Origin of the sequence: Pleionea sp. CnH1-48, assembly GCF_024124665.1 — a bacterium.
GTDB lineage: Bacteria > Pseudomonadota > Gammaproteobacteria > Enterobacterales > Kangiellaceae > JAMXSB01.
Genome location: NZ_JAMXSB010000010.1, coordinates 24,387 through 49,244, shown reverse-complemented (window position 1 = coordinate 49,244; position 24,858 = coordinate 24,387). Strand labels below are relative to the sequence as shown.

27 protein-coding genes are annotated in these 24,858 nt (G+C 43.0%); 11 read left to right on the top strand and 16 right to left on the bottom strand.

Translation table 11 applies throughout. The features are described from left to right. Positions 1-45: 45 nt before the first annotated feature. The 7 genes from NH399_RS16250 (at position 46) to NH399_RS16220 (ending at position 6,968) form a co-directional block, all read left to right on the top strand. Positions 46-960 (top strand): ABC transporter ATP-binding protein, encoded by a 915-nt coding sequence (locus NH399_RS16250; protein ID WP_253041915.1) that lies wholly within the window; start codon positions 46-48, stop codon positions 958-960. Beyond that, positions 960-1,730: an ABC transporter permease gene (locus tag NH399_RS16245; RefSeq protein WP_253041913.1), complete on the top strand. Its 771-nt coding sequence runs from the start codon at positions 960-962 to the stop codon at positions 1,728-1,730. The genes NH399_RS16250 and NH399_RS16245 overlap by 1 nt, the downstream gene beginning before the upstream one ends. A gap of 61 nt (positions 1,731-1,791) precedes the next feature. Beyond that, complete coding sequence (locus tag NH399_RS16240) at positions 1,792-3,594, top strand: amidohydrolase family protein (protein WP_253041911.1); 1,803 nt, start codon at positions 1,792-1,794, stop codon at positions 3,592-3,594. A 59-nt stretch (positions 3,595-3,653) separates the two neighbouring features. After that, a complete protein-coding gene (locus tag NH399_RS16235) occupies positions 3,654-4,763 on the top strand; it encodes a sensor histidine kinase (RefSeq protein WP_253041909.1) in 1,110 nt (369 codons plus the stop codon). After that, complete coding sequence (locus NH399_RS16230) at positions 4,760-5,362, top strand: response regulator transcription factor (RefSeq protein WP_253041907.1); 603 nt, start codon at positions 4,760-4,762, stop codon at positions 5,360-5,362. The genes NH399_RS16235 and NH399_RS16230 overlap by 4 nt, the downstream gene beginning before the upstream one ends. A 75-nt stretch (positions 5,363-5,437) precedes the next feature. After that, positions 5,438-5,770 (top strand): hypothetical protein, encoded by a 333-nt coding sequence (locus tag NH399_RS16225; protein WP_253041905.1) that lies wholly within the window; start codon positions 5,438-5,440, stop codon positions 5,768-5,770. 112 nt (positions 5,771-5,882) lie between these two features. Next, positions 5,883-6,968, top strand: a complete 1,086-nt coding sequence (locus NH399_RS16220; protein ID WP_253041903.1) for a PA0069 family radical SAM protein — start codon at positions 5,883-5,885, stop codon at positions 6,966-6,968. A gap of 172 nt (positions 6,969-7,140) precedes the next feature. Here NH399_RS16220 and NH399_RS16215 read toward each other — a convergent pair whose 3' ends face one another. Continuing rightward, a complete protein-coding gene (locus NH399_RS16215; RefSeq protein WP_253041901.1) occupies positions 7,141-7,803 on the bottom strand; it encodes a TorF family putative porin in 663 nt (220 codons plus the stop codon). A gap of 634 nt (positions 7,804-8,437) precedes the next feature. On the opposite strand from NH399_RS16215, the gene NH399_RS16210 reads away from it, so the two are divergent. Further along, positions 8,438-9,541, top strand: a complete 1,104-nt coding sequence (locus tag NH399_RS16210) for an alpha/beta fold hydrolase (RefSeq protein ID WP_253041899.1) — start codon at positions 8,438-8,440, stop codon at positions 9,539-9,541. 63 nt (positions 9,542-9,604) lie between these two features. Here the strand turns inward: NH399_RS16210 and NH399_RS16205 are convergent, their stop codons facing one another. After that, positions 9,605-10,447: a peroxiredoxin gene (locus tag NH399_RS16205; RefSeq protein ID WP_253041897.1), complete on the bottom strand. Its 843-nt coding sequence runs from the start codon at positions 10,445-10,447 to the stop codon at positions 9,605-9,607. Positions 10,448-10,794: 347 nt separating this feature from the next. Next, complete coding sequence (locus NH399_RS16200) at positions 10,795-11,643, bottom strand: peroxiredoxin family protein (protein WP_253041895.1); 849 nt, start codon at positions 11,641-11,643, stop codon at positions 10,795-10,797. Positions 11,644-12,245: 602 nt separating this feature from the next. Here NH399_RS16200 and NH399_RS16195 point away from each other — a divergent pair. Further along, positions 12,246-12,791, top strand: a complete 546-nt coding sequence (locus tag NH399_RS16195; RefSeq protein WP_253041893.1) for a cytochrome b — start codon at positions 12,246-12,248, stop codon at positions 12,789-12,791. Positions 12,792-12,896: 105 nt separating this feature from the next. Continuing rightward, entirely contained in the window at positions 12,897-13,469 is a 573-nt protein-coding gene (locus NH399_RS16190; RefSeq protein ID WP_253041891.1) for a YceI family protein, read from the top strand. Positions 13,470-13,520: 51 nt separating this feature from the next. On the opposite strand, the gene NH399_RS16185 is transcribed toward NH399_RS16190, so the two are convergent. From NH399_RS16185 to NH399_RS16135, 11 genes are all read right to left on the bottom strand, one after another. After that, positions 13,521-14,021 carry an O-acetyl-ADP-ribose deacetylase gene (locus NH399_RS16185; RefSeq protein WP_253041889.1) on the bottom strand — a complete coding sequence of 167 codons (501 nt, stop codon included), beginning with the start codon at positions 14,019-14,021 and terminating at the stop codon, positions 13,521-13,523. Between the two features lie 115 nt (positions 14,022-14,136). After that, positions 14,137-15,081, bottom strand: a complete 945-nt coding sequence (locus tag NH399_RS16180; RefSeq protein WP_253041887.1) for a hypothetical protein — start codon at positions 15,079-15,081, stop codon at positions 14,137-14,139. Between the two features lies 1 nt (position 15,082). Further along, positions 15,083-15,433 carry a helix-turn-helix transcriptional regulator gene (locus NH399_RS16175; RefSeq protein ID WP_253041885.1) on the bottom strand — a complete coding sequence of 117 codons (351 nt, stop codon included), beginning with the start codon at positions 15,431-15,433 and terminating at the stop codon, positions 15,083-15,085. Positions 15,434-15,580: 147 nt separating this feature from the next. Next, on the bottom strand, positions 15,581-16,018 hold the full coding sequence (locus NH399_RS16170; RefSeq protein WP_253041883.1) for an SRPBCC family protein: 438 nt from the start codon (positions 16,016-16,018) through the stop codon (positions 15,581-15,583). Between the two features lie 15 nt (positions 16,019-16,033). Next, positions 16,034-16,609 carry an HAD family hydrolase gene (locus tag NH399_RS16165; RefSeq protein ID WP_253041881.1) on the bottom strand — a complete coding sequence of 192 codons (576 nt, stop codon included), beginning with the start codon at positions 16,607-16,609 and terminating at the stop codon, positions 16,034-16,036. Between the two features lie 75 nt (positions 16,610-16,684). Then, positions 16,685-17,650, bottom strand: coding sequence for a ribonuclease Z (locus tag NH399_RS16160; protein WP_253041879.1), 966 nt, complete (start codon positions 17,648-17,650; stop codon positions 16,685-16,687). A gap of 306 nt (positions 17,651-17,956) precedes the next feature. Next, positions 17,957-18,529 carry an NTP transferase domain-containing protein gene (locus NH399_RS16155; RefSeq protein ID WP_253041877.1) on the bottom strand — a complete coding sequence of 191 codons (573 nt, stop codon included), beginning with the start codon at positions 18,527-18,529 and terminating at the stop codon, positions 17,957-17,959. After that, entirely contained in the window at positions 18,522-19,592 is a 1,071-nt protein-coding gene (locus NH399_RS16150; protein WP_253041875.1) for an XdhC family protein, read from the bottom strand. The genes NH399_RS16155 and NH399_RS16150 overlap by 8 nt, the downstream gene beginning before the upstream one ends. 12 nt (positions 19,593-19,604) lie before the next feature. Continuing rightward, entirely contained in the window at positions 19,605-20,066 is a 462-nt protein-coding gene (locus NH399_RS16145; protein ID WP_253041873.1) for an iron-sulfur cluster assembly scaffold protein, read from the bottom strand. Between the two features lie 4 nt (positions 20,067-20,070). Then, entirely contained in the window at positions 20,071-22,302 is a 2,232-nt protein-coding gene (locus NH399_RS16140) for a molybdopterin cofactor-binding domain-containing protein (RefSeq protein WP_253041871.1), read from the bottom strand. A gap of 16 nt (positions 22,303-22,318) precedes the next feature. After that, positions 22,319-22,777, bottom strand: coding sequence for a (2Fe-2S)-binding protein (locus tag NH399_RS16135; RefSeq protein WP_253041868.1), 459 nt, complete (start codon positions 22,775-22,777; stop codon positions 22,319-22,321). A 395-nt stretch (positions 22,778-23,172) separates the two neighbouring features. On the opposite strand from NH399_RS16135, the gene NH399_RS16130 reads away from it, so the two are divergent. Further along, on the top strand, positions 23,173-23,802 hold the full coding sequence (locus NH399_RS16130; protein WP_253041866.1) for a methyltransferase domain-containing protein: 630 nt from the start codon (positions 23,173-23,175) through the stop codon (positions 23,800-23,802). Between the two features lie 11 nt (positions 23,803-23,813). Here NH399_RS16130 and NH399_RS16125 read toward each other — a convergent pair whose 3' ends face one another. Both NH399_RS16125 and NH399_RS16120 read right to left on the bottom strand, forming a co-directional pair. After that, positions 23,814-24,239, bottom strand: a complete 426-nt coding sequence (locus NH399_RS16125; RefSeq protein ID WP_253041864.1) for a nuclear transport factor 2 family protein — start codon at positions 24,237-24,239, stop codon at positions 23,814-23,816. Positions 24,240-24,241: 2 nt separating this feature from the next. Continuing rightward, the gene (locus tag NH399_RS16120; RefSeq protein ID WP_253041862.1) at positions 24,242-24,778 is read right to left on the bottom strand and encodes a GNAT family N-acetyltransferase; all 537 of its coding nucleotides are present in this window, start codon (positions 24,776-24,778) and stop codon (positions 24,242-24,244) included. Positions 24,779-24,858: the final 80 nt, after the last annotated feature.

The window sequence follows — 24,858 nt, the reverse complement described above, 5'->3', positions numbered from 1 at the left end:
GCATCAATAAGACACAATAGGCTCAGTAGTTTGGAGGAGAGCCTTATGACAATTAATGCCTGTGTATCAGTACAGGGACTCAGCAAATCTTATGGTGATGTTAGAGCATTGCAAAACATCGACTTTATTATTAATCCTGGCGAAATTGTGGCGCTACTGGGAACTAACGGAGCTGGCAAAACCACCTTTATTAACTCCCTGCTAGGTCGCGTGAAGTATGATTCGGGTAGCGTAAAAGTATTCGGCAAAGCTCCCGGTCATCTCGATGCTCGTCGTCGCACAGGTACTGTTTTACAATCCACAAAAATGCCAAATACTCTGACAATTAAAGAACATATTGAGCTATTTTCAAGCTATTACTTAAATCCTCTGCCGTTAGAATCCGTTTTGGAGAAAGCCAATCTCGTTGGACTTGAACAGCGACGCTTTGACGCGCTTTCGGGAGGACAACAACAACGTTTATTTTTTGCTTTGGCTATTTGTGGACAACCCGAACTGGTTTTTCTGGACGAGCCAACTGTTGGCCTCGACGTTAACTCTAGAAGAGATTTCTGGAATTGCATTCGACAATTATCAGCAGAAGGATGCGCCGTATTACTGACCACCCATTATTTAGAAGAAGCCGATGTACTCGCCGATCGCATCTCATTACTTAACAATGGAAGCATCAGTATGGAGGGTACGCCGGAACAAATTAAATCTCATCTCGGTGGTAAACGGATCCGCTTTCGTAGTCCTCATAAGCCAGAGGACTTCAACACACTGCCAGATGTTAGTCAGAGTCGTCAGCGTGGCGACTACATCGAGTTACAATCCACTCATGCAGAACACACCCTCAAGCATCTGTTAAACCGCGAAGCCAAGATAACGGACTTAACGGTTACCGAAGTTTCACTCGAAGATGCCTTTATTCATTTAACGGAAGAATCGCCAACTACCCCTTATCAGGAGGCCGTGTGATGAGCCAGTCATTTACTTTTAATCAAAGGTTGCGTCTTTTCTCACTAGAAACCCAAAGCGAATTCTTAAAAGTAATTCGCATGCCTGCTTTTGCACTCCCTAGTTTGGCATTTCCTCTGATGTTTTATGTTTTCTTTGGTTTAATATTTAACCGTGGTGGCATGAGCGGTCAGATGCCTGCTTACCTGATGGCGACCTATGGTGTTTTTGGCATAATTGGCCCTGCTCTTTTTTCTTTTGGCGTTAACATAGCGGTAGAAAAAGATCACGGCTGGTTAGCACTAAAACAAGCCAGCCCGATGCCCATCTCGGCCTATTTTGTATCAAAAATACTGACCGCTATGATGTTTGCTTTAATCATCACCATGGCCTTGTTTAGTCTTGCGGCTATTTTTGGTGACGTACGATTAAGCCGATCAGAATGGGCGATGACTTTGCTGGTTTTGTTGCTGGGCGTACTTCCTTTTTGTACCCTCGGCTTATGGTTAGGTCTGCAACTGAAAGCACAGGCGGCTCCAGCCGTTGTTAATTTGCTGTATCTTCCAATGGCCTTTTTATCTGGCCTTTGGATCCCCATCGATTACTTTCCAGACTTTTTGCAAAAAGCTGCGAATCTGCTGCCCGCTTTTCATTTAGCACAACTGACACTAAAAGTTCAGTCGCTGGACATTGGCCAATCCTGGATGATTCATCTCGCAGCACTGGCAGCAATGACAGCTATTTTTCTGGCGCTTGCTACACGCGCTTTCCATCGAATATCAAACAACTAAATCGATAGCGCTCGTTTTTGTTTAAGCGAGCGCAACAAGTTTATTGCAAGAGACATTTTTTATGCGCCCTATAATAACTGCCTTAATCATATTGGCTTTGGTAACCGGTTTTATTTTTCTGTTGCCAACACCCACCGAAGAAAAAACAACCTCCAAGAGCGGCAAGACAGAAGCCTCCTCTTTTCGCTTAACGAACATCCATCTGTTTGATGGCCAGCAATGGATACCCAATACTCAAGTTACTGTTATCAACGGTCATATCGCCAACAATGATTCACAACAAAGCTTGCCAGTTGTTGATGGCGAACATGGTTATCTGATACCCGGGTTAATCGATGCTCATACCCATACCTGGGGAGAAGCTTTGCAGCAAGCCCTTAACTTTGGTGTCACCACAGAATTGGATATGTTTACTGACTATCGCTTTTTGCAGCAACATAAAACGCAACGAGATAATGTCGATCAGGTTAAACAGGCAGATCTTTTTTCTGCTGGCACTTTAGCAACCAGTCCTAAAGGACATGGCACTGAGTATGGCATTCCGGTGCCAACACTAACAAGTCCCGACGAAGCAGAAGCTTTTGTGCAGGCCAGACTAAAAGAAGGCTCAGACTATATCAAGATCGTCTATGATAGAACCCACGAAAAGAGCCATTTTACATCCATTGACAAAGCAACCATGAGCGCTCTGATCACAGCAGCACATAAGCACAATCGATTAGCCGTCGTACATATTAGTAATATGAATTCAGCTCTGGATGCCGTCGAGGCAGGTGCCGATGGATTGGTCCATACTTTTGCCGACCAAGCTGTCAGTGACGAATTATTAACGGCATTAAAAAAGCAAAACACTTTTGTGATCCCGACCCTTTCGGTCATTGCCTCTTTTGCAAACCAACAAAGAGGTCAAGCGTTAATTGATGATCCAACACTTTCTTCTTTGGTTACGCCTTCAATCAAGCAAAGTTTACTGCAATCTTTCTCCTTTGGTGATCACGGCAACCATACCTTTGCCAATGCGCTCGATAATACGCGAAAAATGCATCAGGCTGGCATCCTCCTGTTAGCGGGGACCGATGCACCTAATCCCGGCACCGCTCATGGGATCAGTATGCATGACGAAGTCGAGCTATTAGTTGATAGTGGCCTGTCACCCACAGAGGCCTTGACCGCGGCAACCTTCAATGCAGCCAACGCCTTTGGTTTAACCCAACGAGGTCACTTAAAACCTGGCGCTCGAGCCGATATGATTTTGCTCTCTGCCGATCCAGCCAAAGACATCAAGCACACCCGCGCAATCAAAACCATCTGGAAGAATGGTTATGTACACACCATCGAAAAAGATAAAGAAGTCAGCGAAGTCGCGCTAAAAAATAATGGTGTTGTCAGTCATTTTCCCGATGCCAATCTACAACCACAAAATGGATTGGGATTCAGTGCCACATCTGACAACATGATGAAAGGCAACTCGACGGCTTCTATTAACTGGGTTGCTGAAGGCTGTCAGGATGCAGGCGCCTTAGCCGTTAAAGGAACCGTCGGTAATCAGTTTCCTTTTCCCTGGGCGGGAGTCTTCTTTATGCTGGGAGAGTCTATGCAAAAAGGCGTTAATCTAACCGCACAAAAAAGCATTGAGTTTCAGGTAAAAGGGCAACCGGGACAATATCGCCTGATGGTTTTCACCCGAGACTCGCAACGTCCGGCAGAAGTAGGTTTTGAAGTTTCTGCGCAGTGCCAACCAATACAAATAGATTTCGCTCAACTGGATGCTGTCGACTGGGGCAATGTCACTGGTTTTGCCTGGGTTGCAGGCAAACAACAGTCAGACTTCCATTTCACATTAGATAACATTGTTATAAACTAACTGAACTCCCTCTGACTCACCATCAGAGGGCAAACTTTTTTATCCAGGCCAAATAGACTATGACGCAAACATCGGGTTCTTTCTGGAAAAGCATCCATCAAACTTTATTACCTTCTGATACCAGAACCAACTACCTGCCCTATATTTGGCTTATTTATTTGGTATTTTATTTATTTGGTTTATTTAGCCAGTCGCTTGCGTCATGGGAAGTTTCAATTGGCTTATTGGGCATGCTGGTTTTTCTGGTGCTGTATTTTCGTACCTACTGGTCAACCCGAAAAACGCTTAGCTTTTATATCGCAGCCATCACGTTACTCGGATGTGCTTTATCTGATTTAACGACCGGGGCAAACGTATATTTTATTTATGCAGCCTCTTTTTGCTCTCGCTATAACAATCCTAAAAAAGCTGCCTTTGTTGTTGGCTTAATTATCGTTTCGATTGTTGCGACCTCCTGGTTACTCAACCAACCCGTATACTTCTTTATGCCTGCCATTTTCTTTTCCATCATGATTGGCGGCTTAAATATATACTCCAATGAAATTGAGCGAAAAAATCAGGAATTAAAACTCTCTCGAGAAGAAGTTAAACATCTGGCCAAAACAGCCGAACGCGAACGCATTGCCCGTGATTTACATGACTCAATTGGCCATACTTTATCGATGCTCACCATGAAAGCGCAATTGGCTCACAAGCTCATGGACATTGATAAAGATAAAGCCCGACAAGAAATTAAAGATCTTGAGTCAATAAGCCGAGATGCACTGGCACAAATTCGAGAAGCCGTCAGCGGCTATCGACAAAAGGATCTCAATACCGAACTGGCTAACGCGCAACTGATGCTTAAGTCAGCCGATATCGAACTCAGCTATCGTGTCGATTGTTCAGAACTCGCCGAATCGGTTAATTCAACACTCGCCTTTATTGTACGAGAAGCCGTAACCAATATCGTTCGTCACTCCAATGCAACCAGTTGCGAAATTGTATTAACCAGCGAAAAACAACGCACCCTTCTTAGCATTCATGACAATGGTCAACTAAAAAGCATTCATGAAGGTAATGGCATAGAGGGTATGAGAGAAAGAGTTGAAAAGTTAACGGGAAGTTTTGACTATATGACTGACAATGGATTTAAACTGCTTATCAACCTGCCGGAACAACACCGATGATTCGAATTTTGATTGCCGAAGATCAAGGGATGCTGTTAGGTGCACTCAGTGCCCTCCTCGACCTTGAAGAAGATTTCACCGTGATCGCCAAAGCCAATAACGGACAAGAAGCGCTTGAGCTGGCACGTGAACACCTACCTGACATTGTACTAACCGACATAGAAATGCCTCAGATGACGGGTATAGAACTCGCACAATCCATTCAGCAGGAAGCATTAAAAACCCAAGTGATCATCTTAACAACCTTTGCTCGATCAGGTTACTTGCGCCGTTCAATGGATGCTGGCGTAAAAGGATATCTACTCAAAGACGCTCCCAGTGACGAATTAGCCCATGCCATTCGACGAGTGATGGCTGGTCGCAAAGTGATCGCTCCAGAACTCATTACCGAAGCCTGGGAGCAATCCGATCCACTGACAGATAAAGAACGGCATGCTTTAAAGCTCGCTTTTGATGGTCTAAAAACAGAACAGATCGCTGAACAAATGTGTCTTTCGCCGGGTACTGTTCGTAACTATCTCTCCAACGCCGCCAGCAAGCTGGATGCCAATAATCGTATTGAAGCGGCTCGAATAGCCAGACAAAAAGGATGGTTATAAATACTAGGTGATCAATAGTTAACCATCTGCTAGACTGTCAGTTTTTTATACATCTAGTCATTTGAGGGAAGTGGTATGAACCTGTTTTGGTCTCCCTGGCAGTCTGAGGCTAGTCGCCAAATTAGTACTCATTTAAACGAGTCTGAGAAAAAACACCTTACAAAACTGAGCCTTGCACTAGGCGTGTGGATTTCTCTATCCGTAAACAGCGTCATGTTTGCCATTATTTTTGGTGCAGGCTATCCCTATATTGGTTTAGTGATTCCTGGTGCTATTGTAGCCATTATTGGCTATCGCTATCTATTGAAGCGCATCAACCAATTTCAACTTCAAACTCAATATGCACAATCTCATGGCATCACGATGGAGCAGCTACTTCACCAACCGCGAACTAAACGCCCTTTTTAGCACCCAAACAAGCACTACTTAAAAAAGTAGCATCATTTAAAATAGTAGGTTAGTATAGAGCCACGTCTACTAATGGACGATTCCGATCATCATTTTACGAGGAACGAAAAATATGACGGCTCTACATACTCCCCCCCTCAAAGGAAGAGGCATCAGTGATAATGTACAGCACCGATTTAGCCATCAGTCTGTTGAAGCACCGGACGATGTCTGGTGGTATCAAGAAGGCGATCAACCGGCTAACACAACTCAGTTAATAGAAGAAAAAGCCAAATCCATTATCAGTACCAATCAGTCGAGTGATGTGCCTTTTGAACAAAGCATCAATCCTTATCGAGGCTGTGAGCATGGCTGTGTCTACTGCTTTGCGCGTCCATCTCATGCTTATTGGGATTTTTCGCCAGGTTTCGATTTTGAATCCAAGATAATCTATAAATCGAATGCCGCAGAATTACTCAGAGCCAAGTTTGATAACCCTCGATATCAATGCACTCCGATAGCGCTGGGTGTGAATACTGATGCTTACCAACCAGTAGAGCAACAACTCGAAATTACACGAGATATACTCAAACTTATGGTGGAGTACCAACATCCGGTAACCATCATCACCAAGAGCAAACTCATTTGCCGAGATATTGATTTGCTATCTCAGCTGGCCGAGAACAATCTGGTTTCTGTGGCCATGAGCATGACGAGTTTGTCTAATCATCTAAAAAGAATAATGGAACCACGTGCAGCTAGCCCCAAAGCCAGACTGCAAACCATTGAAGAACTCAACAAACACCATATTCCAACCTCGGTGATTGTTGCTCCTGTTATTCCTGGGATTAATGACAGTGAGATGGAATCATTACTCAGAGCCTGCAGCGATGCGGGAGCTTCTGTCGCACGCTATATATTGTTGCGTCTACCCTACGAAGTAAAACCTATTTTTGTACAATGGCTACAGCAACATTTTCCGTTTCGTAAAAAGAAAGTACTCAATTTTTTGACCGAAATGCGTAATGGCAAACTTAACGAAAATCGATTTGGTTATCGTATGTCTGGCGATGGCATTTATGCAAAACTGTTTAAACAAAGATTTAAAGTTGCTTGTCAAAAAGCAGGTCTTAATCAACATGATTATAACCAACTCGACACAAGCCATTTTAGCAATGAAGCTCAACGAGAAGCCTCTCGGCAAATGAGCTTACTTTAATGTATTTCAAAGTGCAGATAGGCGGCCAGCAAGCGAGTCCCCTGAGCTTAGATACACTAAGTGATTGGGGTGAGTGCGCACAGCGCTGCACCTTGAAAGGCGACGGGTATATTTGTTTCAGGCACAAAAAAGGCGCTTTATGTAAGCGCCTTTTTTAACAAACTGCTTTTAATTACCAGAACCGATAAGTCACACCGGCATAGCTGTGACCACCCTCGACTTCATGATCGGTGGCACCACCATAGAAGCTTAAATCTTCGTTCCAGTGATATACGGCTTCAAGACCATAGTCATTCGCATCGTCCCCTTCATATATAGGACTATTAATACCATAATGAGCACTGAGCTTTAAGCCTTGCATCAACTCATATTTGTAACTCAGTTTAGTGTAATTGGTATCTGCATCATCATCTTGATGGTAAGTAAGCAGTACATCTTTATAAGTAATCCCAACATACACTTCGTTAGTGTAACTTTTGGTTAAAGGATTAATGACAATACCACCATCAGGGCTAAAGTAACGTTTAAAGCCAAATACGTAGTCAAATCCGTCAATGCTTTTAGAGCGATAATCGAGTGACGCTTCACCGCGCATTTTCTTATCACCCAAAAAGTTTTCGTAAGAAGTCGCGAAGAAACGATAAGACCAACCTTTGTCATTTGAAATATGCAAAGTGGCCTGCAAATCACCAGATTTGTCACTTAAACTGCGACCACGAAAAATTTGATTACTGACTAACGAGACATCTGCTCCATACTGAATATCTTGAGCAAATAAAGAGGGACTCAAAACGCCCAAACACACACACCCTAATAATCGAATAGAAAACGTCATACGGCCTTCCGTTAAGCTTAATTGATATCTCTTAAAACAGCAGAATACATAAATGCCAAACGCCTCAGTTCTGATGACCAAAAGCGAGCCTGTAATACATTAAGAGAAAGTTCTTGTTATTCACTTAAACGCCAGTATACCCCGAAATGGTCTTTCATTGCCTCACGAAATCGCGACAATATCAATTTCATCACAGGCTTGCAGAAGATAGTTCATTTTTTAATCTTTCTTTATATCAACGAACTCTTTTCTCTCACTGACCAAGATGTGCCATCACCACAGCAAAATGCTAACTGGTACGCCTATACAACATAACTCAAATTCCGATATTTGTTGGTTTTCTTAATCTTAAATAAGCGATAAAAAGAAACCATAAACAATCCTGCGTTGGCTTTCTCCAAACCCAGATCAAATGTGACATTATTATGATAATCCGTATAAATATCTCATATTCACACTTCCAAATTACCCACTTTGTGGTAATATCGCGCCCAATCTGGTTTGACCAGTCTGCATATTAACTTTGTTGTATCGCACTCGTCTCTGCACACATTCTGGTTGGCAAGTACATCAACCTAGGCTAACAGAACGTTAAGAGAAGTGACTATACAACTTTACTTTGGAATCACTATTAATGAAAACTCTTATCGCTGCCTTTGCCGCAACAATAGCACTGAGCACTTCGGCGCAAACAATCGAACGCCCTCAGTTTATTAACCAACTATCGGTAGACACTTGCAGCACTTCTCCCGCTCACATCCTTGTTGATACCGCAAAAACTCAATTTGACCTGGCTCACGCACTCAGCTTTTCGTGGATCGCTTTGCAAACGTTAGATACTGACCCCAATAGCTACGACGACGATAAAGACGCTGATCTGGCCAAAGCTCAGGAACAATGGGGATTAAGTAACATCAAAATGTTTGATAATCAGCGCTGGAATGTTCGCGCCATGATTACCGATTACGAAGGTGACGTTTTTCTGACTTTTCGCCACACAGACTCAAACCTTAACTGGCTACTCAACGCCGATTTTGGGTTATGGAATTTCGACCACAGCTTCGCGCTGAATAGAAAAGTTCATCACGGCTTTGCAACCATGCTAGGCTCTGTGTGGACAGATGTTGTTAGCGAATTGCAGGCACGCACTCAAGATGGTCAAAAAGTTCATATCTTTGGCCACAGTTTAGGTGGTGCTTTAGCCTTGTTGTCTGCACCAGGGTTAAAGCTTGAAGGCATCGATGTTGCTCAGGTTTACGCCACGGGCTCTCCCAAAGTAGGAAGCCTCGATTGGGTTGCAGATGCTAACCAGATCATGGGCAGCACTCCCGTTTATCGAGTAACCAATACACAAGATTTGTTTTCTCGCATTCCTGTTGGCGAAACGTCACTTGATGAATTCCGCGAGCTGTTTTCTTTTATACCCAGTATTTTTACGGGTTTGTTGGACAAAATAAGATATCAAATGCCTTATGGTTTATTTGGTAGCCATGTTTCTATGGTTGACGAACAAACTCTGGTGTTTGCTGACGCACTCACCAATGATTACGAAGAACAAGCCTATTGGCAGGGTATCGCGAATCAATTTAGAGACATTGACGAGAACAGCAACAACATCGTCGATAATGTACAACAAAAAGCAGGCGTGATTACTACCAACTTAGGTGTGCACTTAATGCGAAAAGAAAATGACGGTTATACCTGTACTATGACCAAACTGCTAAAAGCAGGTCAATAAAACTTCAAAAACAAAGCATTGCCAGATACCCATTGGCGATGCTTTGCTTAAGCTCAAAACAAATCAATCATTCATTGCCTGTTGATGCTCTCGAATCATTTCGATAAACACTTTCGGCTCAGGTCTTATTCGATAATTATCAGTGAGATCCACAAAGATAATTTTGTTATTTTTGTCCGTAGCCAAAACCGTGGGCAATACAGTATCCGACTCATACCCTAATAACTCCATTCCTTTTGGTGTCCCCTGCTGAGCATAGATTCCTAACTGTTTGGCAGTGTTACCGGCCTCATCCTGCATAAAATAAAAAGGCACGTCATACTTAGCCGCCAACTTTACAGTAAATTTATGAGGTTGAGGGCTTACCAGTACAATATGAAATCCCATGGCATTCAGTTGTTGATACTGCAAAGCAATTTCGTCGATTTGTGCCATACATAAGGGGCACCAGTTACCGCGGTAAAATAGAATCAGCTTTTGCCCAGGCAACCATTGATTAACTTCAACCTTTTGGCCTTCTATCGTGATCAACTCAAAGTCAGGTAATGTTTTTCCTGATACCAATAACTCATTAGACTGTCGATCAAGGTGCGAATACCAAAAAATATACAAGCTACTGCCAATAATAGGTAACCCCACACCATAGAGAATGGCAGGGACTATGGTGTTATGACTCATTACAATGGCCAGGCCCAATCCCCATTGGGTGATATGCAGAATAATTAAACGCCCAGTACGAGCCGTCGGAAACAAAAATAAGCGAGCAAAAAAGCCAAGCATCACACCATTAGCCAACAGCACTAATAGCCAAAATGCAGAAAAGCTTAGGAACAAGTGATAGAGCGATTGAGAAGTGGTGACAACAAGAAGAGTTAAATAGACAGAGATAAACAGTGATTTTAACATTTTGATTGCAAGACAATGACAGGTGACTTTTAGAGTCGCGAATCAAAGGCCCGTTACATTCACAACCACAATAAAATATCGATTATCTTGCACTCTACCAATAGCCATTGTTGATAATCAAACTCACGAAAAAGATAACCAAGCTTACCCATAAAAAATAGCGATTGAATTTTTGTCGTGCCTGATACATGGTCATGCTTTTCTCCTCAGGTTAATGTTTATCAAACCACTAACGAGTAAAGAGCAAAGATCATTCCATATCGAAAAGCTAGGGATAAAGCGGTATTCTGACTCACCAATTCTCCCGAAAAGAGGAAACTTACTTTTTTCGGGAGAATGAATCGGACTTATGAGATGGCGTAATGTCGATCAATTTCATCAATAAAAGATACGGGCTCAGGTCGTTCTCGATAGTTATCGGTTAAATCGACATAAAAAATCTGACCATCATTGTCCGTCAGAATCACCGTCGGATAAACCGTCTCGCTATCATAGCCTAATAACTCAATCCCTTTTGGCATGCCTTCTTTTGAAGATATCTTTAGTTGCTGCGCGACTTTATTTTCTTCATCGACCAAAAAGTAGAAAGGCACTTTTAATTTTTTGGCTAAAGCAAAGGTATAACTTGGAGGTTGCGGGCTTACCAGAACAACATCCACTTCGCGCTCCCTAAACTCTTTGGCATTTTCTGCCAGACGTTTAATCTGAGCCATACAGATAGGACACCAATTACCGCGATAAAAAACAATTAAGGTGATCCCTTCAAAGGCTTGCCTAAAACTAACACTTTGCCCTTCAATATCTTTAAGCTCAAAATTTGGCAATCTGGCTCCGACCTTTAATATGTTATTGCTACCCCGCTCAAGTTTTGAGTACCAATAAATATAGAGACCGCTGCCAATTAAGGTAACACCAATACCATAATAGATCCCGACTAACCAATGCCCCGTTAAATAGCCCACGGCCAATAGCAGAATAGCCGTAGCCACTTCCCACACATATAAAGGTGTCAGGTTTAGGTTATAGGTCGAAAAATACGGTGTCATATTAATCGATAAGAAAAAAATAAGCATGGGCAAAGTAGCCGCTAACACTACAATCCACACGTACGAAAAATCGCTGATAATGAAGTAGGATGCATGAATTGGAGCCAGCATCAGTAACATCATATAGACCGAAATAAATAAAGATTTCATTCTTGCCCACACTAACAGTTCGTTTACCCCACTCTTAGCACTTGTACACTAATTGTACAAAACACTAAGATAAACATAACTAAGTAACATCTCTCGAAAAAAAGTTGCGCCTACTTAATAAAAAAATCGTTTAACATCGAGATAACGGAGCTAATACACAGACAGCCCCAAACAAACACAATGGCCATGCCTTCTTCATACCTATCCCTTTGATTTTATTCGTTCTATATTAATTAAGATTACTTATTATCCAAATTAGGGTGAAAAATCAACCTAAGTCATAATAACTCACAATGCTATCGGTCTCTTGGCTCCCCTTACTACTTAATTAATAGGCAGTCTTGTTTGTTCACGTGGGCCATCACGGCTAACTCCGAACAAAAAAACACCGATGCAATCAAAAGGGTTAAAATGAATGAGCGATAAACCGTTTTTTGTCGCATTCCGTCGACTTTTACGGATTTTTGATTGTCTTTCCTACGCAGCTTGGTTAATTTAGCGCAGGCTAAGCAGTCGCTCCGAAGCCCTGATAAATAAAGGTGTACAAAGCGTTTTACTTTAGCTTCTTCTAATATGATTTAGGTTAACTATTCGGCAAAAGTATGTGGAAAGACAACAACAGTAGTTATGGGTGGACCTCCATTCTTTTTCATTGGTTATCAGCCCTGGCAGTCATTTTTTTGTTTGGCCTGGGCTTTTGGATGGTTGAGCTCGACTACTACCACACTTGGTATAACCGTTCTCAGTGGCTCCATGAAGGAATGGGTCTTCTGGTGCTATTTTTTACCTTGCTTAGACTGATATGGCGCTCTGCACAACCCAAAATATCTCCTGTTGAGACTGGCATAACCGCCCTTTTGGCCCAATGGACCCATCGATTGTTATACCTGCTCCTACTGGCCGCCCTGATAACGGGCTTCATTATTGCCTCAGAAGACAAAGAATTTATTGTCGTATTAGATTGGTTTAATGTTCCAGCTCTCAATGGTGTTATTGAGAACCAGGCTGATACACTGGGGATCTGGCATAAATATCTCACTTATTCACTCATTGGGCTGGCTCTCATTCATGCAGTGGCGGCTCTCTATCACCACTTTGTTCATAAGAATGAAGTACTTAAAAGAATGTTAAAACCTTTTAAAAAATGATGAATTCTTCCTGGCTGTCCTTTCGCTAGTCAGGTACAGTTCCCATTGTTAACATTCAAACGATTATCATTTAATAAAATAAGCTACTCGTAAAGGGGTATAAAAATGAAAATTAAATCTCTCTTAACGGCTGTTGCCGTCGCAGCAATCAGCGCATCTGCATCAGCAGCCGAATACGTTGTTGATATGCAAGGCGCCCACGCATCCATCAACTTTAAAATTAAGCATTTAGGTTACAGCTGGCTACATGGCCGCTTTAACAAATTCTCAGGTAAATTTGACTGGGATAAAGCTAAGCCTGAAGCCTCAAAAATCAGCATCGAGATTGATACAAACAGCGTTGATAGTAATCACGCTAAACGTGACGTACACCTACGCAGCGCTGACTTCTTAGAAGTAAAAGCTTTCCCTAAAGCAACTTTTGTGAGTACTTCTATTAAAGATTTAGGCAATGATAAGTTAGAAGTAAAAGGCGACTTCACCTTTCGCGGTGTAACCAAAAACATCACTATCGATGCGACTAAAATTGGCGAAGGTAAAGATCCATGGGGTGGCTACCGTGTTGGTTTTCAGGGCACCACCACCATCACTATGGCGGACTACAAAGTTAAAGGTAAATTAGGACCGGCTTCTACTCAGGTTATTATTGACTTGAATGTTGAAGGCGTTCGTCATTAAGACTTTGTATACCAGCTGAGTAAGTCTCAGCTGGTATTTCTTGTTCTAACGTCACCCCACTTCTTTTCGCAAAACAGTTTCTGTTCTGCTATCAAAGCAGGCAAAGATGACCATCATTGAATCATTGTCTTGTACTAAAAATCGTTTCACTTCTCGCGCAGCAATTTTACAGGCCTGCTCTAAAGGAAACCGATAAGCCCCACAACTAATAGCCGGAAAAGCGATTGAGTTAAGTTGATGTTGTTGAGCCAAAAGCAAACTTTCTCGATAACAACTGGCTAAAAGGTTTTCTTCATTTCTTCTCCCTCCATACCAGACGGGTCCGACGGTATGTATGACATGTTTCGCGGATAGATTATAGGCGGCCGTTATTTTAGCTTTCCCTGTTTCGCAGCCTCTTAACCCTCGACACTCGACTAACAACTCAGGCCCAGCAGCTCGATGGATCGCACCATCGACGCCGCCACCACCACACAAAGAAGCGTTAGCAGCATTCACAATAGCATCAACAGACAACTGAGTAATATCGACTTGCTGAACTTCAACCGGCATTTTTTCTCCTAAATATTCTGCGTTAATGATCCTTGAAAATTAGGACATCTAGATCCTGAACAGGCGATGTAGTCTCCTTTACATCACCTGTCTATTTTATCCTATCTGATTCCAACTAGCGACACTTCTGATACTTCTTAAACAGTTCGAAAGTCTCCCAACCTAATATTGCAACTATGATTCCCAGACTCACCTGGATAGTACGCGCCATCCATTCTGCGGCTTGATCAAAATGAGCAACCAGCGAAAAGTCTTCGGGTATTACAAACATGGGGGTTCCTAAAATGGCAGTTAACAACAGTATAATCCAAACCAGATTGAGCAGAGATTCAAATAACACCCCTTTCTTAGTCCAACGAACTTGAACTAATCGGTAGCTATACCAAAGAATGCCGGTAATGAGTAATAGATTAATCACAACAGTCATTGCCTGCCATTGAGGCGTTAACTCCAATCCCACACCAGAGTATTTAGATAACCAATCCGTAAAAGAAGCTAAATCATTCCACCAGATTAAAACCACCAACTCACTAACCAGATTAAAAACCGTTGAACTTCGAGACTGAATGAGCTCCGACCCAACTAAACTGGAGGGCTCCCACTCATCAAACCATTTAAGTTTTTGTCCTGTTCGTTCGATAGCAACAAACACTGCTGTCACCAATGCAAATACCATTAACATCCCAGAAAAAAAGCCAGGAAATAAATCGGCAATATGATCAACCACTTTCGAAGTCGTCACAATATCAACAACCAACAGCACCAGAAATAAGGCAAAGAAAACATAGGCTGCGGTTTTTAATACATGCCAATAGGCAGGAAACACATTGGGACCAATCAAATACTGATGTTCAGAATAGTGGCTGGCCGCTTTTAGAGGATGCTCTAGTGTTTGTAAAAATGCCTCCTGGTAACTCAGATCCTCCAGTTGTGTTTGATCCTCACACTGTTCTTCGTACTGCTCACTTAAAGAGCTGTATAACTCAGCAGAAATATCATCGCGCTGCTCACTCGATAAATAACTCGCTACCGTATCGACATAGTGTTGAATTAATTTCATATCATGCTCCTTTTAACAATGATGACAGAGTCGACGAGACCTCAAACCACTCTTTCTGTAAACGCTCAAGCATTTGCTCTCCAGCTTCTGACAATTGATAAAAACGCTTCTTGCGTTTGTCGTCCTGCCGCCACTCACTTTGCAACAATCCTTGCTTTTCCAAGCGGCGAATCAATGGGTACAAAGTACCTTCATCAATATCCACGCCTTTGTCGGCCAAATTCTTACGTAATGAATACCCATAATGCTCTTGTTGCAATTGGCTGAGTACGGCGAGAACCAACACACCTCGGCGCAACTCCAGTCGCATTTTTTCGTATATCGTTTGCTCATCCATATTACTGTATGCCACATAGTATTTTTCATATACTGTATGACAAACAGTATGTATGCGCAAGACTTTTGTTTAACAAAAATACAAGATAAAGACTAACTAATTGAATTATAAGGTAAACTATGAGCCAACTAATGAGTATTGGCTCATGATTCTAAGGCAGGTTTACTTGGCTTCTTCGGCAAAAGCTTTGAAATTGTTCATCATTTTGAGTGTTTGCTTCTTAAACATTGAGGGCATCAAAAATGCCATAATGCGCATAAATCCTTGGCACTTAAACTCCGAAACACTCTCCCAACGTGTACGCTCATCATCCAGCACATAAAACTGATTAGTAACCAGATTCCACATTTTGTCTGTTTCGTAAGTCGCCGCAAATTCCTCTGGGAAGTTTTTTATGGTGATGGTTTCTACAAGCTTGTACTCTTTGTTGTTCATGTTGTAGACCAATTCCATTTTGGCGCCGACCTGCCCTGGCTCGCCAGACATTTGAGCATAGCTCACTAAATCCGGCTGCCACTTTTTCATGTTTTCCGAACTATCAAACAGCTCAATTAATCGATCTCGACCTACATTGATATCAACAACCGTGGTATAGCGCATAAAAAATCCTCCCTTTTATTTTTCTTGAGCCAGGTTGTCGGCTTGCTGATTTTTCACCTTCGTTATCCACCCTCGCTTGTCTATTACTCTTACATTAGAAGCATTCGCCAAAATGCGCAAATAATGAGATAGATAGAGTAATGCCTCATCATCAGACTCGCCTTCAAACGATGGAATGGCAACAAGATTACCATAGTTTTTCATTAACTTACGCGGCGTGTTATCAACCATAATAATCTGCTCTAACAACTCACCTCTACGCTTTAGTTTCTTTAAATTCTTAAGATAAAAATACTCGTAATGTATGGGATCAAATCTCAAGGTGCATCGCTTCCTTGCCCAGATAAACTCCAGTTCAAAACGATTTTTAAAAATCTGCTCGACAATGCGGTGAGCATACGACTCTGATGATGCGGTCCACAAAGCTATTCTATAATTTTGACTCGCCTCTGCTAAAAACTCATATAAAAAAGGCCTCAAATAAATAGAGTAAGGGCCGACCATAAAGTCGACCTTTTTCTGCGATAGAGGTTCAGATGTTGCAAACAACAGGGTTTCATCAATATCCAAAATCAATAACTTTTTATCCATCTCTCATCATTCCTTAGTATTCCATTTTCGGGTTCTTCCTTAACCCGAAAACACTATTTATTAGGGCCTATAGGCCTAATCCAACTGAATTAAGTCTCCATCCGACTTCAAGCGATAATGCGCGAAATCTTTTGCACAAAACAATCGACCTTGATAAACAGCTTCGGCTTCTTTGTAGATACATTGAATCGACATGAGTGCTGTTTCATCTTCAACATAACGTGGGCTAAAATGCGTTAACACCAGATTGTTAAGTTGCAGTGACTGCGCAAATGTAGCGGTTTGTTTCGCCGATGAATGCTGCGGGGCCGGGCCAACTTTATCTGCAATGTCTTGAGTATAAGTTGCTTCATGAACCAACACTTGAGCTTTCTCACAGGCTTCACTCAATAACTCAGGCGTATCATTATCTCCGCCCACCACAATTTGTCGCGGCGTTTGTAATGGCAACCAATAATCTTTGCATTCAAGCACTCGCCCATCATCCAGTGTTACTGTTTCTGAGCGTTGGATCTGCCCCCATATAGCGCCTTTTTCGATCCCTTCTTGCAGCAACTTTTGCGTATCTAAACTGCGAGAAACAAAACTCTCTGTAAACCGATAGGCATAAGATTCTACTCGATGAGAAAGCGCAAAGGCGTCCACCATGGTTCGCTCAAACAAATTGGCCGACAAAATTTGTTCAACATCAATAAACTTTAGCTCATAAGTAAATCGTGTTTGTGAAACATCAAGAATAGTCCGTATCATTTTTTCTAATCCTGATGGTCCCACAATGGTCAATGGCCGATCCCGTCCACTCATTGACGCACTGGCCAATAAACCAGGTAAGCCAAAGCAGTGATCACCATGAACATGGGTAATAAAGATAGTACTTAACTGCGCCAACGAAAGTGAAGTGCGCTGAATTTGATGCTGTGTTCCCTCCCCACAATCGACGAGAAACCAGCGACGCCCACCGTCAGGTATCACAGCCAATCCCGAAACATTACGAGTTCTAGTCGGCACACCGGATGATGTACCTAAAAATAGTAATTCCATAATTAAAACCTATATATAACTCTTCATCCCTCGATCGATAGCCTTTAATCACAACAAAGATATCTATACCCAAAGTATTTCAAGATGCAGATAGACGGCCAGCAAGCGAATCCCCTGAACTTAGACACACTAAGTGATTGGGGTGAGTACGCGCAGCCAACACCGCTGCACATTGAAAGGCGACGGGTATAACTCAAGAGCAACAAGCACTATAACAGTATAGATAGAAACCAATCAGTTTGGCACCATAGCCATTTTAAGGTATGAAGATAAAAACGAATCAATCCGTGAGTCGGTTAGTCATCCTTAAACTAACCAAGATTCTACGTCAGCTTCTACATCAATATCAATAGCTGCTTGTGGGCAATCAATGGATATCTGTGAATCAAGGTTTTCCTGAATAATTTTACGGGCTCCAGTTGCACCAGAAAGCCCCTGTAAGGATGTAAAAAGTCGAGCGGGGAAAATCGCAGGAACACCGATAACCTGCTTATAGGATGAAGCTATAATGCTCTGAGGATTTTCATTAAAACACTGAACTAAAGCCACATAATGGTCATCGGATATTAAGGGTTGATCACATAACATTAACAACATCCCAGAAGAGCCCGTGTCAGCACTGACTCCGGTGACAATTGAGCTACCCATTCCCTCTTGCCAGCGGGTGTTGTGAATTAACTTTACTGGTAGTTCTTGCAATGCATCTGCAATATTTTCTGCACTCGCCCCGGTAACCACCGATACGCGGTCTGTGATCCTTAATGCTTGACAACATGCTCTCTCTATCAGACTTAGTCCTCGATACTTCAACAACTGCTTAGGTCGCCCGAGTCGGCTGGAATTGCCCGCAGCCAGTATGACAACACTCAGCTCACTCATGAATGCCTCGTTGTTTTTCTCGCAACGATTGGCCCGAGGTACCCGCAAGAACAATTTTCATTTCACAAATAATCGATAGCGCAATTTCTTCTGGAGACTCTGCTCCCATATCAATACCGACGGGACTAAACAATCGGCCAGCAAAATCCGCTAAAGAAAGATCAAGTTGTTTTAGCATCTGATTACGTCGTCCCGCAGGCCCCAGCAATCCAATATATGTAATGGGCAACGCTTGTAGTAACTTAAGATACTGTTCATCCGTTTCAAGATGATGGCTCATCACCATGGCCAAATCGATATGACTATCCTGTAACAATGCTTTTGCTGCACCAGGTCTCGTTTTAATGCACTCTACAGGCAAGGCTTTATACGCATCTAAAAATGCAGGACGATGATCCATAATAGTGATGCGCCATCCCAGTGGTAAAGCCAACTGCACAAGATGCATAACATCTGGCCCAGCGCCGGCTATCAATAAGTGAGTCGCAGGTTGCAAACGCTCAATATAATAGTGACAACTTTGATGCGATTGATAAGCAGGCTTGTAACTCTCCTTCGGGAGCTTTTGTAACACCTCTCGCGGCACAGAGACTTCTAATTGCGCCCAGTCCTCAAATACCTGTGTCGACACCTCAAGATGATGGTCATCTGTGGTGTCTAATCGCTTAAGGCACCAAACGCTGCGACCTGATGCCAGTTGCTGATAGAGATCGCAATAAGGTTGATAGTCCTGCGCCGACTGCATCGGCTGCAACAAAACCAAAATCGCGCCATTACACCCTGCTCCCATGCCCCAGATCAGATCATCGTCGTTCATGAGATCGTATTCAATCACTAAGGGGTCACCAGACTCCAACACCTGCCTTGCATGCAACTGCAAATCCGCTTCGAAACAACCACCACTGATCAATCCACTTATTTTTCCGTCACGACGAATAATCATACGAGCGCCTTCGCGCCGATAGGTGGAACCTTTTTTATGCAGCAATGTAGCGAGAACAAATGGCTCTTGCAGTTTTGCCAACTGGCAAAACTGTTTCAGGATAGGTAATAGGTGGTTCATAATACTTATTCGTCAATCACCAGAAGGTTGATCCTCTGGTAGAGAATTTAATAAGGGATGCAGCGCATTCCAACATAAAGAAGCACATTGAATTCTAACGGGTAAACTTCTTACTTTTTCAACAAAGTAAGTAAATTCTTCACCCAGCTCAACATCTTGTTGTTGTGACAGGCAAGATAACACCTGCTCCGTTATCTGTTGCGCCTGTGGTTGCGTCAAACCGTTGATATGCTCTGCCATTAAAGCCGATGAGGCTAAACAGATGGCACAGGCTTCACCTTCATAATGCAAAGACACTTTGTCTGCATCATAAGTCAGATACAAGCAGAGTTCGTCACCGCAATAATGATTGACCGCGTCTTTTTTGTATTCATAGGTTGTAGGAACACCTCGATATCGAGACGAGCGACTCAACTTCATCACTCGATCTCGATAAAAGGCACCCACATTATCTTCTGAAGATACCTCAGCCACGGTTCTATACCGAGAAACGCTGGTTTAAAGGCAGCTCACGGATCCTCTCACCTGTTGCAGCAAAAATCGCATTGATTAATGCAGGAGCAACCGGTGGTACGCCAGGCTCTCCAACCCCCGTGGGCAGTTCTTCACTTTGTACCAGTTCAATATGAATTTCTGGGGTCTGTGGAATTCTAAGCAACGGGTAATCATGAAAATTGCTTTGTTCAATGGCACCTTCTTTCGCCGTAATCTTGCCATAATAAGCAAGAGACAAACCAAAGATAATGGAGCCTTCCATTTGTGAGCGAACACGATCTGGATTAACAACGCGGCCACAATCAACAACGCAATAGACTTTATTGACCTTTAACTCTTTATCTTGAACAGAAACATCCACCACCATCGAGATATAACTCAAGAAAGAACGATAAACACAAATGCCTTTGCCGTTACCCTCCTTTGTCTTGGCTTTCCAGTTAGAATTTTTGGCTGCGCGGCGTGTGACCTCTTTCAATCGCTTAATATCGTAAGGGTACTGCTCAATGTTTTCTCCATAATTTGAAAACTTAAAACCAGACTCATCAAAAGAAAGATGACGGTCGGGGCCCATCAACTCAAGTAAATTATCAACGGGGTCTTTCTTTCGAGCCGCGGCGATCTCATCAACAAAAACACCGCTGGCAAATACGTTAAATATATTAGAAACCGAACGCAGCCAACCAATACGGGTATGACCTTTTATGGCTCCATTCTCGTGCTGTATGTTAGGAATCGCAAAAGGAAGATCCGCAAACCCTAAACTTAATTCGCCATCAGATGCGTGTTCAGCATTTTTATCAAAGGTGTAGCTAATAGATGGATGAGCGTTTCGATGTAACCAGGCCGATACTTTATTATCATCAATGGCGGCTTCCAGATGATGAGCACTGACGCTGTGATAATAACCATGCTTCACTTCATCTTCTCGAGTCCAGTTGAGCTTAACGGGTTTGCCAATACGCTTGGAAATCACCGCCGCCTCAAAAACAAAATCCGGCTTTGATTTGCGACCAAACCCACCACCAAGCAGAGTTACATTCACTTCAACCTGTTCTGGCTTGAGCCCAGTACCACCAGCAACCACCTGTTGTACACCTTGAGGTGCTTGAACACAGGCCCACACCTGAGCTTTATCTTTTTGCACCCAGGCAACACAGGCTGGAGGCTCCATGGGAGCATGGACTAAAGCAGGCAAATAATAATCAGCTGTAATGCGTTTTTTTGTCGCTTTTAATGCAGCAGTGGCATCACCTTCTTTGCGCACCACTTTAGCCGGTTTGTTGACGGCCTGCTCCAGTTGACGGCGATAGGAGCTGCTATCGTAAACACGATTCTCTCCCATATCCCAATCTATCTTGAGTTGTTGACGACCTTTGATTGCAGCCCAGGTATTATCGGCTATCACTGCAACCCCACCGACACTGGCAAACTGGGTTGGAATACCTTTGTGCTCGATAACAAAAACCTCACGCACCCCTTTCACTTTTAGCGCAGCGCTGGCGTCAAAACTTTTTACCGTGCCGCCATAAACAGGACAACGTTCAATCTGAGCGTAGAGCATGCCATCAACATGAGCATCGATACCATAAACGCCTTGACCCGTAACCATATCTTCAAGGTCAACTATCGGTACATCTTTGCCTACATAGCGAAATTCTTTTTCTGGTTTTAAGGTAACGTCTTTGGGTACCGGAAGTGTTTGCGCAACGCCGACGAGTTGCCCAAAATGCAAGGACTTGCCCGAAGGCTTGTGAGTAACCTGATGATTAGCAACCAGGCAATCTTTTTTATCAACGCTCCAGGTTTGAGCCGCCGCCGTTAATAACATATCTTTAACTGTCGCACCCACTTTGCGCATCGGCTGATAAAAACGACGAATACTGCGTGAACCATCCGTGTTTTGGCTTCCGTAAGCCTTGTCGGCCAGGCCCTGTTTAACACTCACTCGATTCCAATCAGCTTCCATTTCGTCTGCCACAATCATGGGTAGACCTGTTTTAGAACCTTGCCCCATCTCTGAGCGGTGCGCAATGATGGTGACCAGCCCCGTCTTATCGATCGAAACAAACGCGTTAGGATGAAAAGTCCCATTGCTGCTCGCACCTGCTAAAACAGAGCCAGTGGGAATCGCTACACCTAAAGTTAATGCACCAGAACTTAACCCTACGCCTTTCAAAAACTCACGGCGATCCATTTTTAAAACCGTCGACATAGTGCTCTCCTTGCTATTAGGACTGAGTGGCTTTAGCAGCATCTTTTATCGCTGCACGAATACGAGGGTAAGTTCCACAACGACAGATGTTACCACTCATCGCCTGATCAATTTCTTTGTCACTGGGATTATTATTTTGTGCCAACAAAGATGCTGCCTGCATAAGTTGTCCCGACTGACAATAACCGCACTGAGGAACACTGTGATCAATCCAGGCCTGTTGCAATGGGTGCATCTTTTCGGCACCCAGACCTTCAATCGTTGTAATTGACTTGCCCGCGGCATAAGACACTGGTGTTACACAAGAACGAATAGCCACACCATCAAGATGAAGCGTACAAGCTCCACAGAGCGCTTTACCACAACCAAACTTAGTGCCTGTCAATCCGGCTATATCTCGAATTGCCCATAGCAAAGGCATATCTGGCTCAACATCAAGCTGTTGCTTTTTTCCATTGATGGTCAGTTCTATCATTGTTTTGGTCCTGTCGCTGATTGTTCTTAGAATAATGTGGTGGTCGCAGTCGCATAATCTAACATCAAATATCTTTCGGCTTTTGAAGCCTGTCGCTCTTTAGTGTAACCAACTGTGTATGTTATGCCACTAAGTATCTGTCGCATTTAAAATAAAACGACATACTCCCACCCACATCTAAAAAGAAACAAGCAAAAACCGATAAGTCGAAAAGTCGCTGCGATCAAATTTCACAACGCCTCATAACATAAATAGCAAAATGCGAAATCAAGAGGAGATATTTAACACCCTTTTATCTCACTTTATCATTTAAAATGACACAATCATGGTCTACGCTTGTTACCTCGCTTCGTAAAGGAGCTTAATAACGGATAGAAAATGTCAGGAGGACAACTGTGACAAAACCTGTCCAACGCCTACCCAGAGCTGACTACAGTGTATTTATGACACAAGATGAAGTTCGCTCAGAAAAAATCTACGGCTGGGATAAAAACTCATTGCTTAAGCCATTAACCGGAGACGTTCTAGAAATTGGTCCAGGCTATGGGACCAATTTGTTGCACTATTCCAGAGACATCAGATGGCTTGGCCTTGAGCCGAACATATCGCAACATGGATATATTCATCAAAAGTTAAACCAGCTACCTTTTCGTGATGCTTTGATCGTGGCAGGCAATGCCGAAGAGTTGATATTTGATGACAACAGTTTCGACGCTGTGGTCAGCACACTGGTGCTATGTTCTGTACAAGATGTTTGTCGCTCAATTAAAGAAGCCTATCGAGTATTAAAAAAAGGCGGTCGTTTTGTTTTTTTGGAGCACCAACCCAAAGCCACTCATAAGCGGCCTCACTGGTTGAGTCCCTTTCATTGTTTTCAAGCCTATTTAAAAAAACCAGCCGAACGCCTTACTACTTTCGATCTACCGCAAACACTACTGGATTTTAATTTTCAAAAGGTTAACTACTCCAGCCTGAAAGCCTGCTCACCCAGCACGCAACACATTAAGGGTGTTGCCATAAAATAACAGAACTTTGACTAACAAGCGTAAGAAGAAAAATACCACACACTTTTGATTTGCTTTTGCTCCATCTCATAGATGGCATGACTACATTGTGACTTGGCACTCCCCTCTTGTTGCCATGTTGCTTTTTCTACGGTGTGAATAAAGGGGCCATGGCTACTGATATCTAATAGCGACGAGCTTGCCTTAGGATAATGTTTAAAGTAACCATCCATAGCTTTACCTAATGCACTGCGGCCTTTAGTTTCAACAGACAAATGTTCATGCATCACGCTCATCCAACGAATATCTGGTGTCGCCATAGCCAACATAGCCTTAGTTTGCTTCTTATTAAAGGCATCAATAAAAGAACGCACCGCTTTTTCATCAGCTTTGGCAGGTAAAACGGTAAGACACCCCATCAAACCAGCCATAGCAATGCTCATTGTCGACTTTTGCATTATCACTCCATTACTTTTTTAGTCATGGGTACAAAAGGTATCGTTAACCCCTCGCCCAAATCGTATTCAATCGTTTCTGCCGCTATGTAACCAAACCGCTCGTAAAGACGCTTTCCGGGCATCGTTGCCATTAACTCAAGCTGGTGATAGCCATGCTCTATCGCTGCATTTTCGCAGGTGGTCAGTAGCAGAGTACCTAAGCCCCGTCGTGCATAGTCTGGATCGACAAAGAAAGCCCGTATTCTGGCAGCTCCCTCAACAGGATCAATTCTTCCCGCATCCCTTCCTCCTTCTTTATCATTACCAAATAGCGTTTTTCGGAAGCTCCAGCCACCACATGCCACCAATCGGTCACCATCCTCTATAACATAGTAAGTCTGATCTTCAACCAATTGAGTATCCAGGCCTAATGCAGACTGAAGCGCTGCCTCTATTTGCTCAGACGTATAATCTTCTAGTCCAATAACTCGCGACGAACGCTGAATAAGCTTATAAATAACTTTTACGTCAGCCATCAAAGCCAATCTAATTTGAGTCACACCTGAGCTCTCCATAAGAATAAAGATTTAATCTAGCCAATCGGCCCGGAACAAGTCAATTAACAACGCGAAAGTGATTT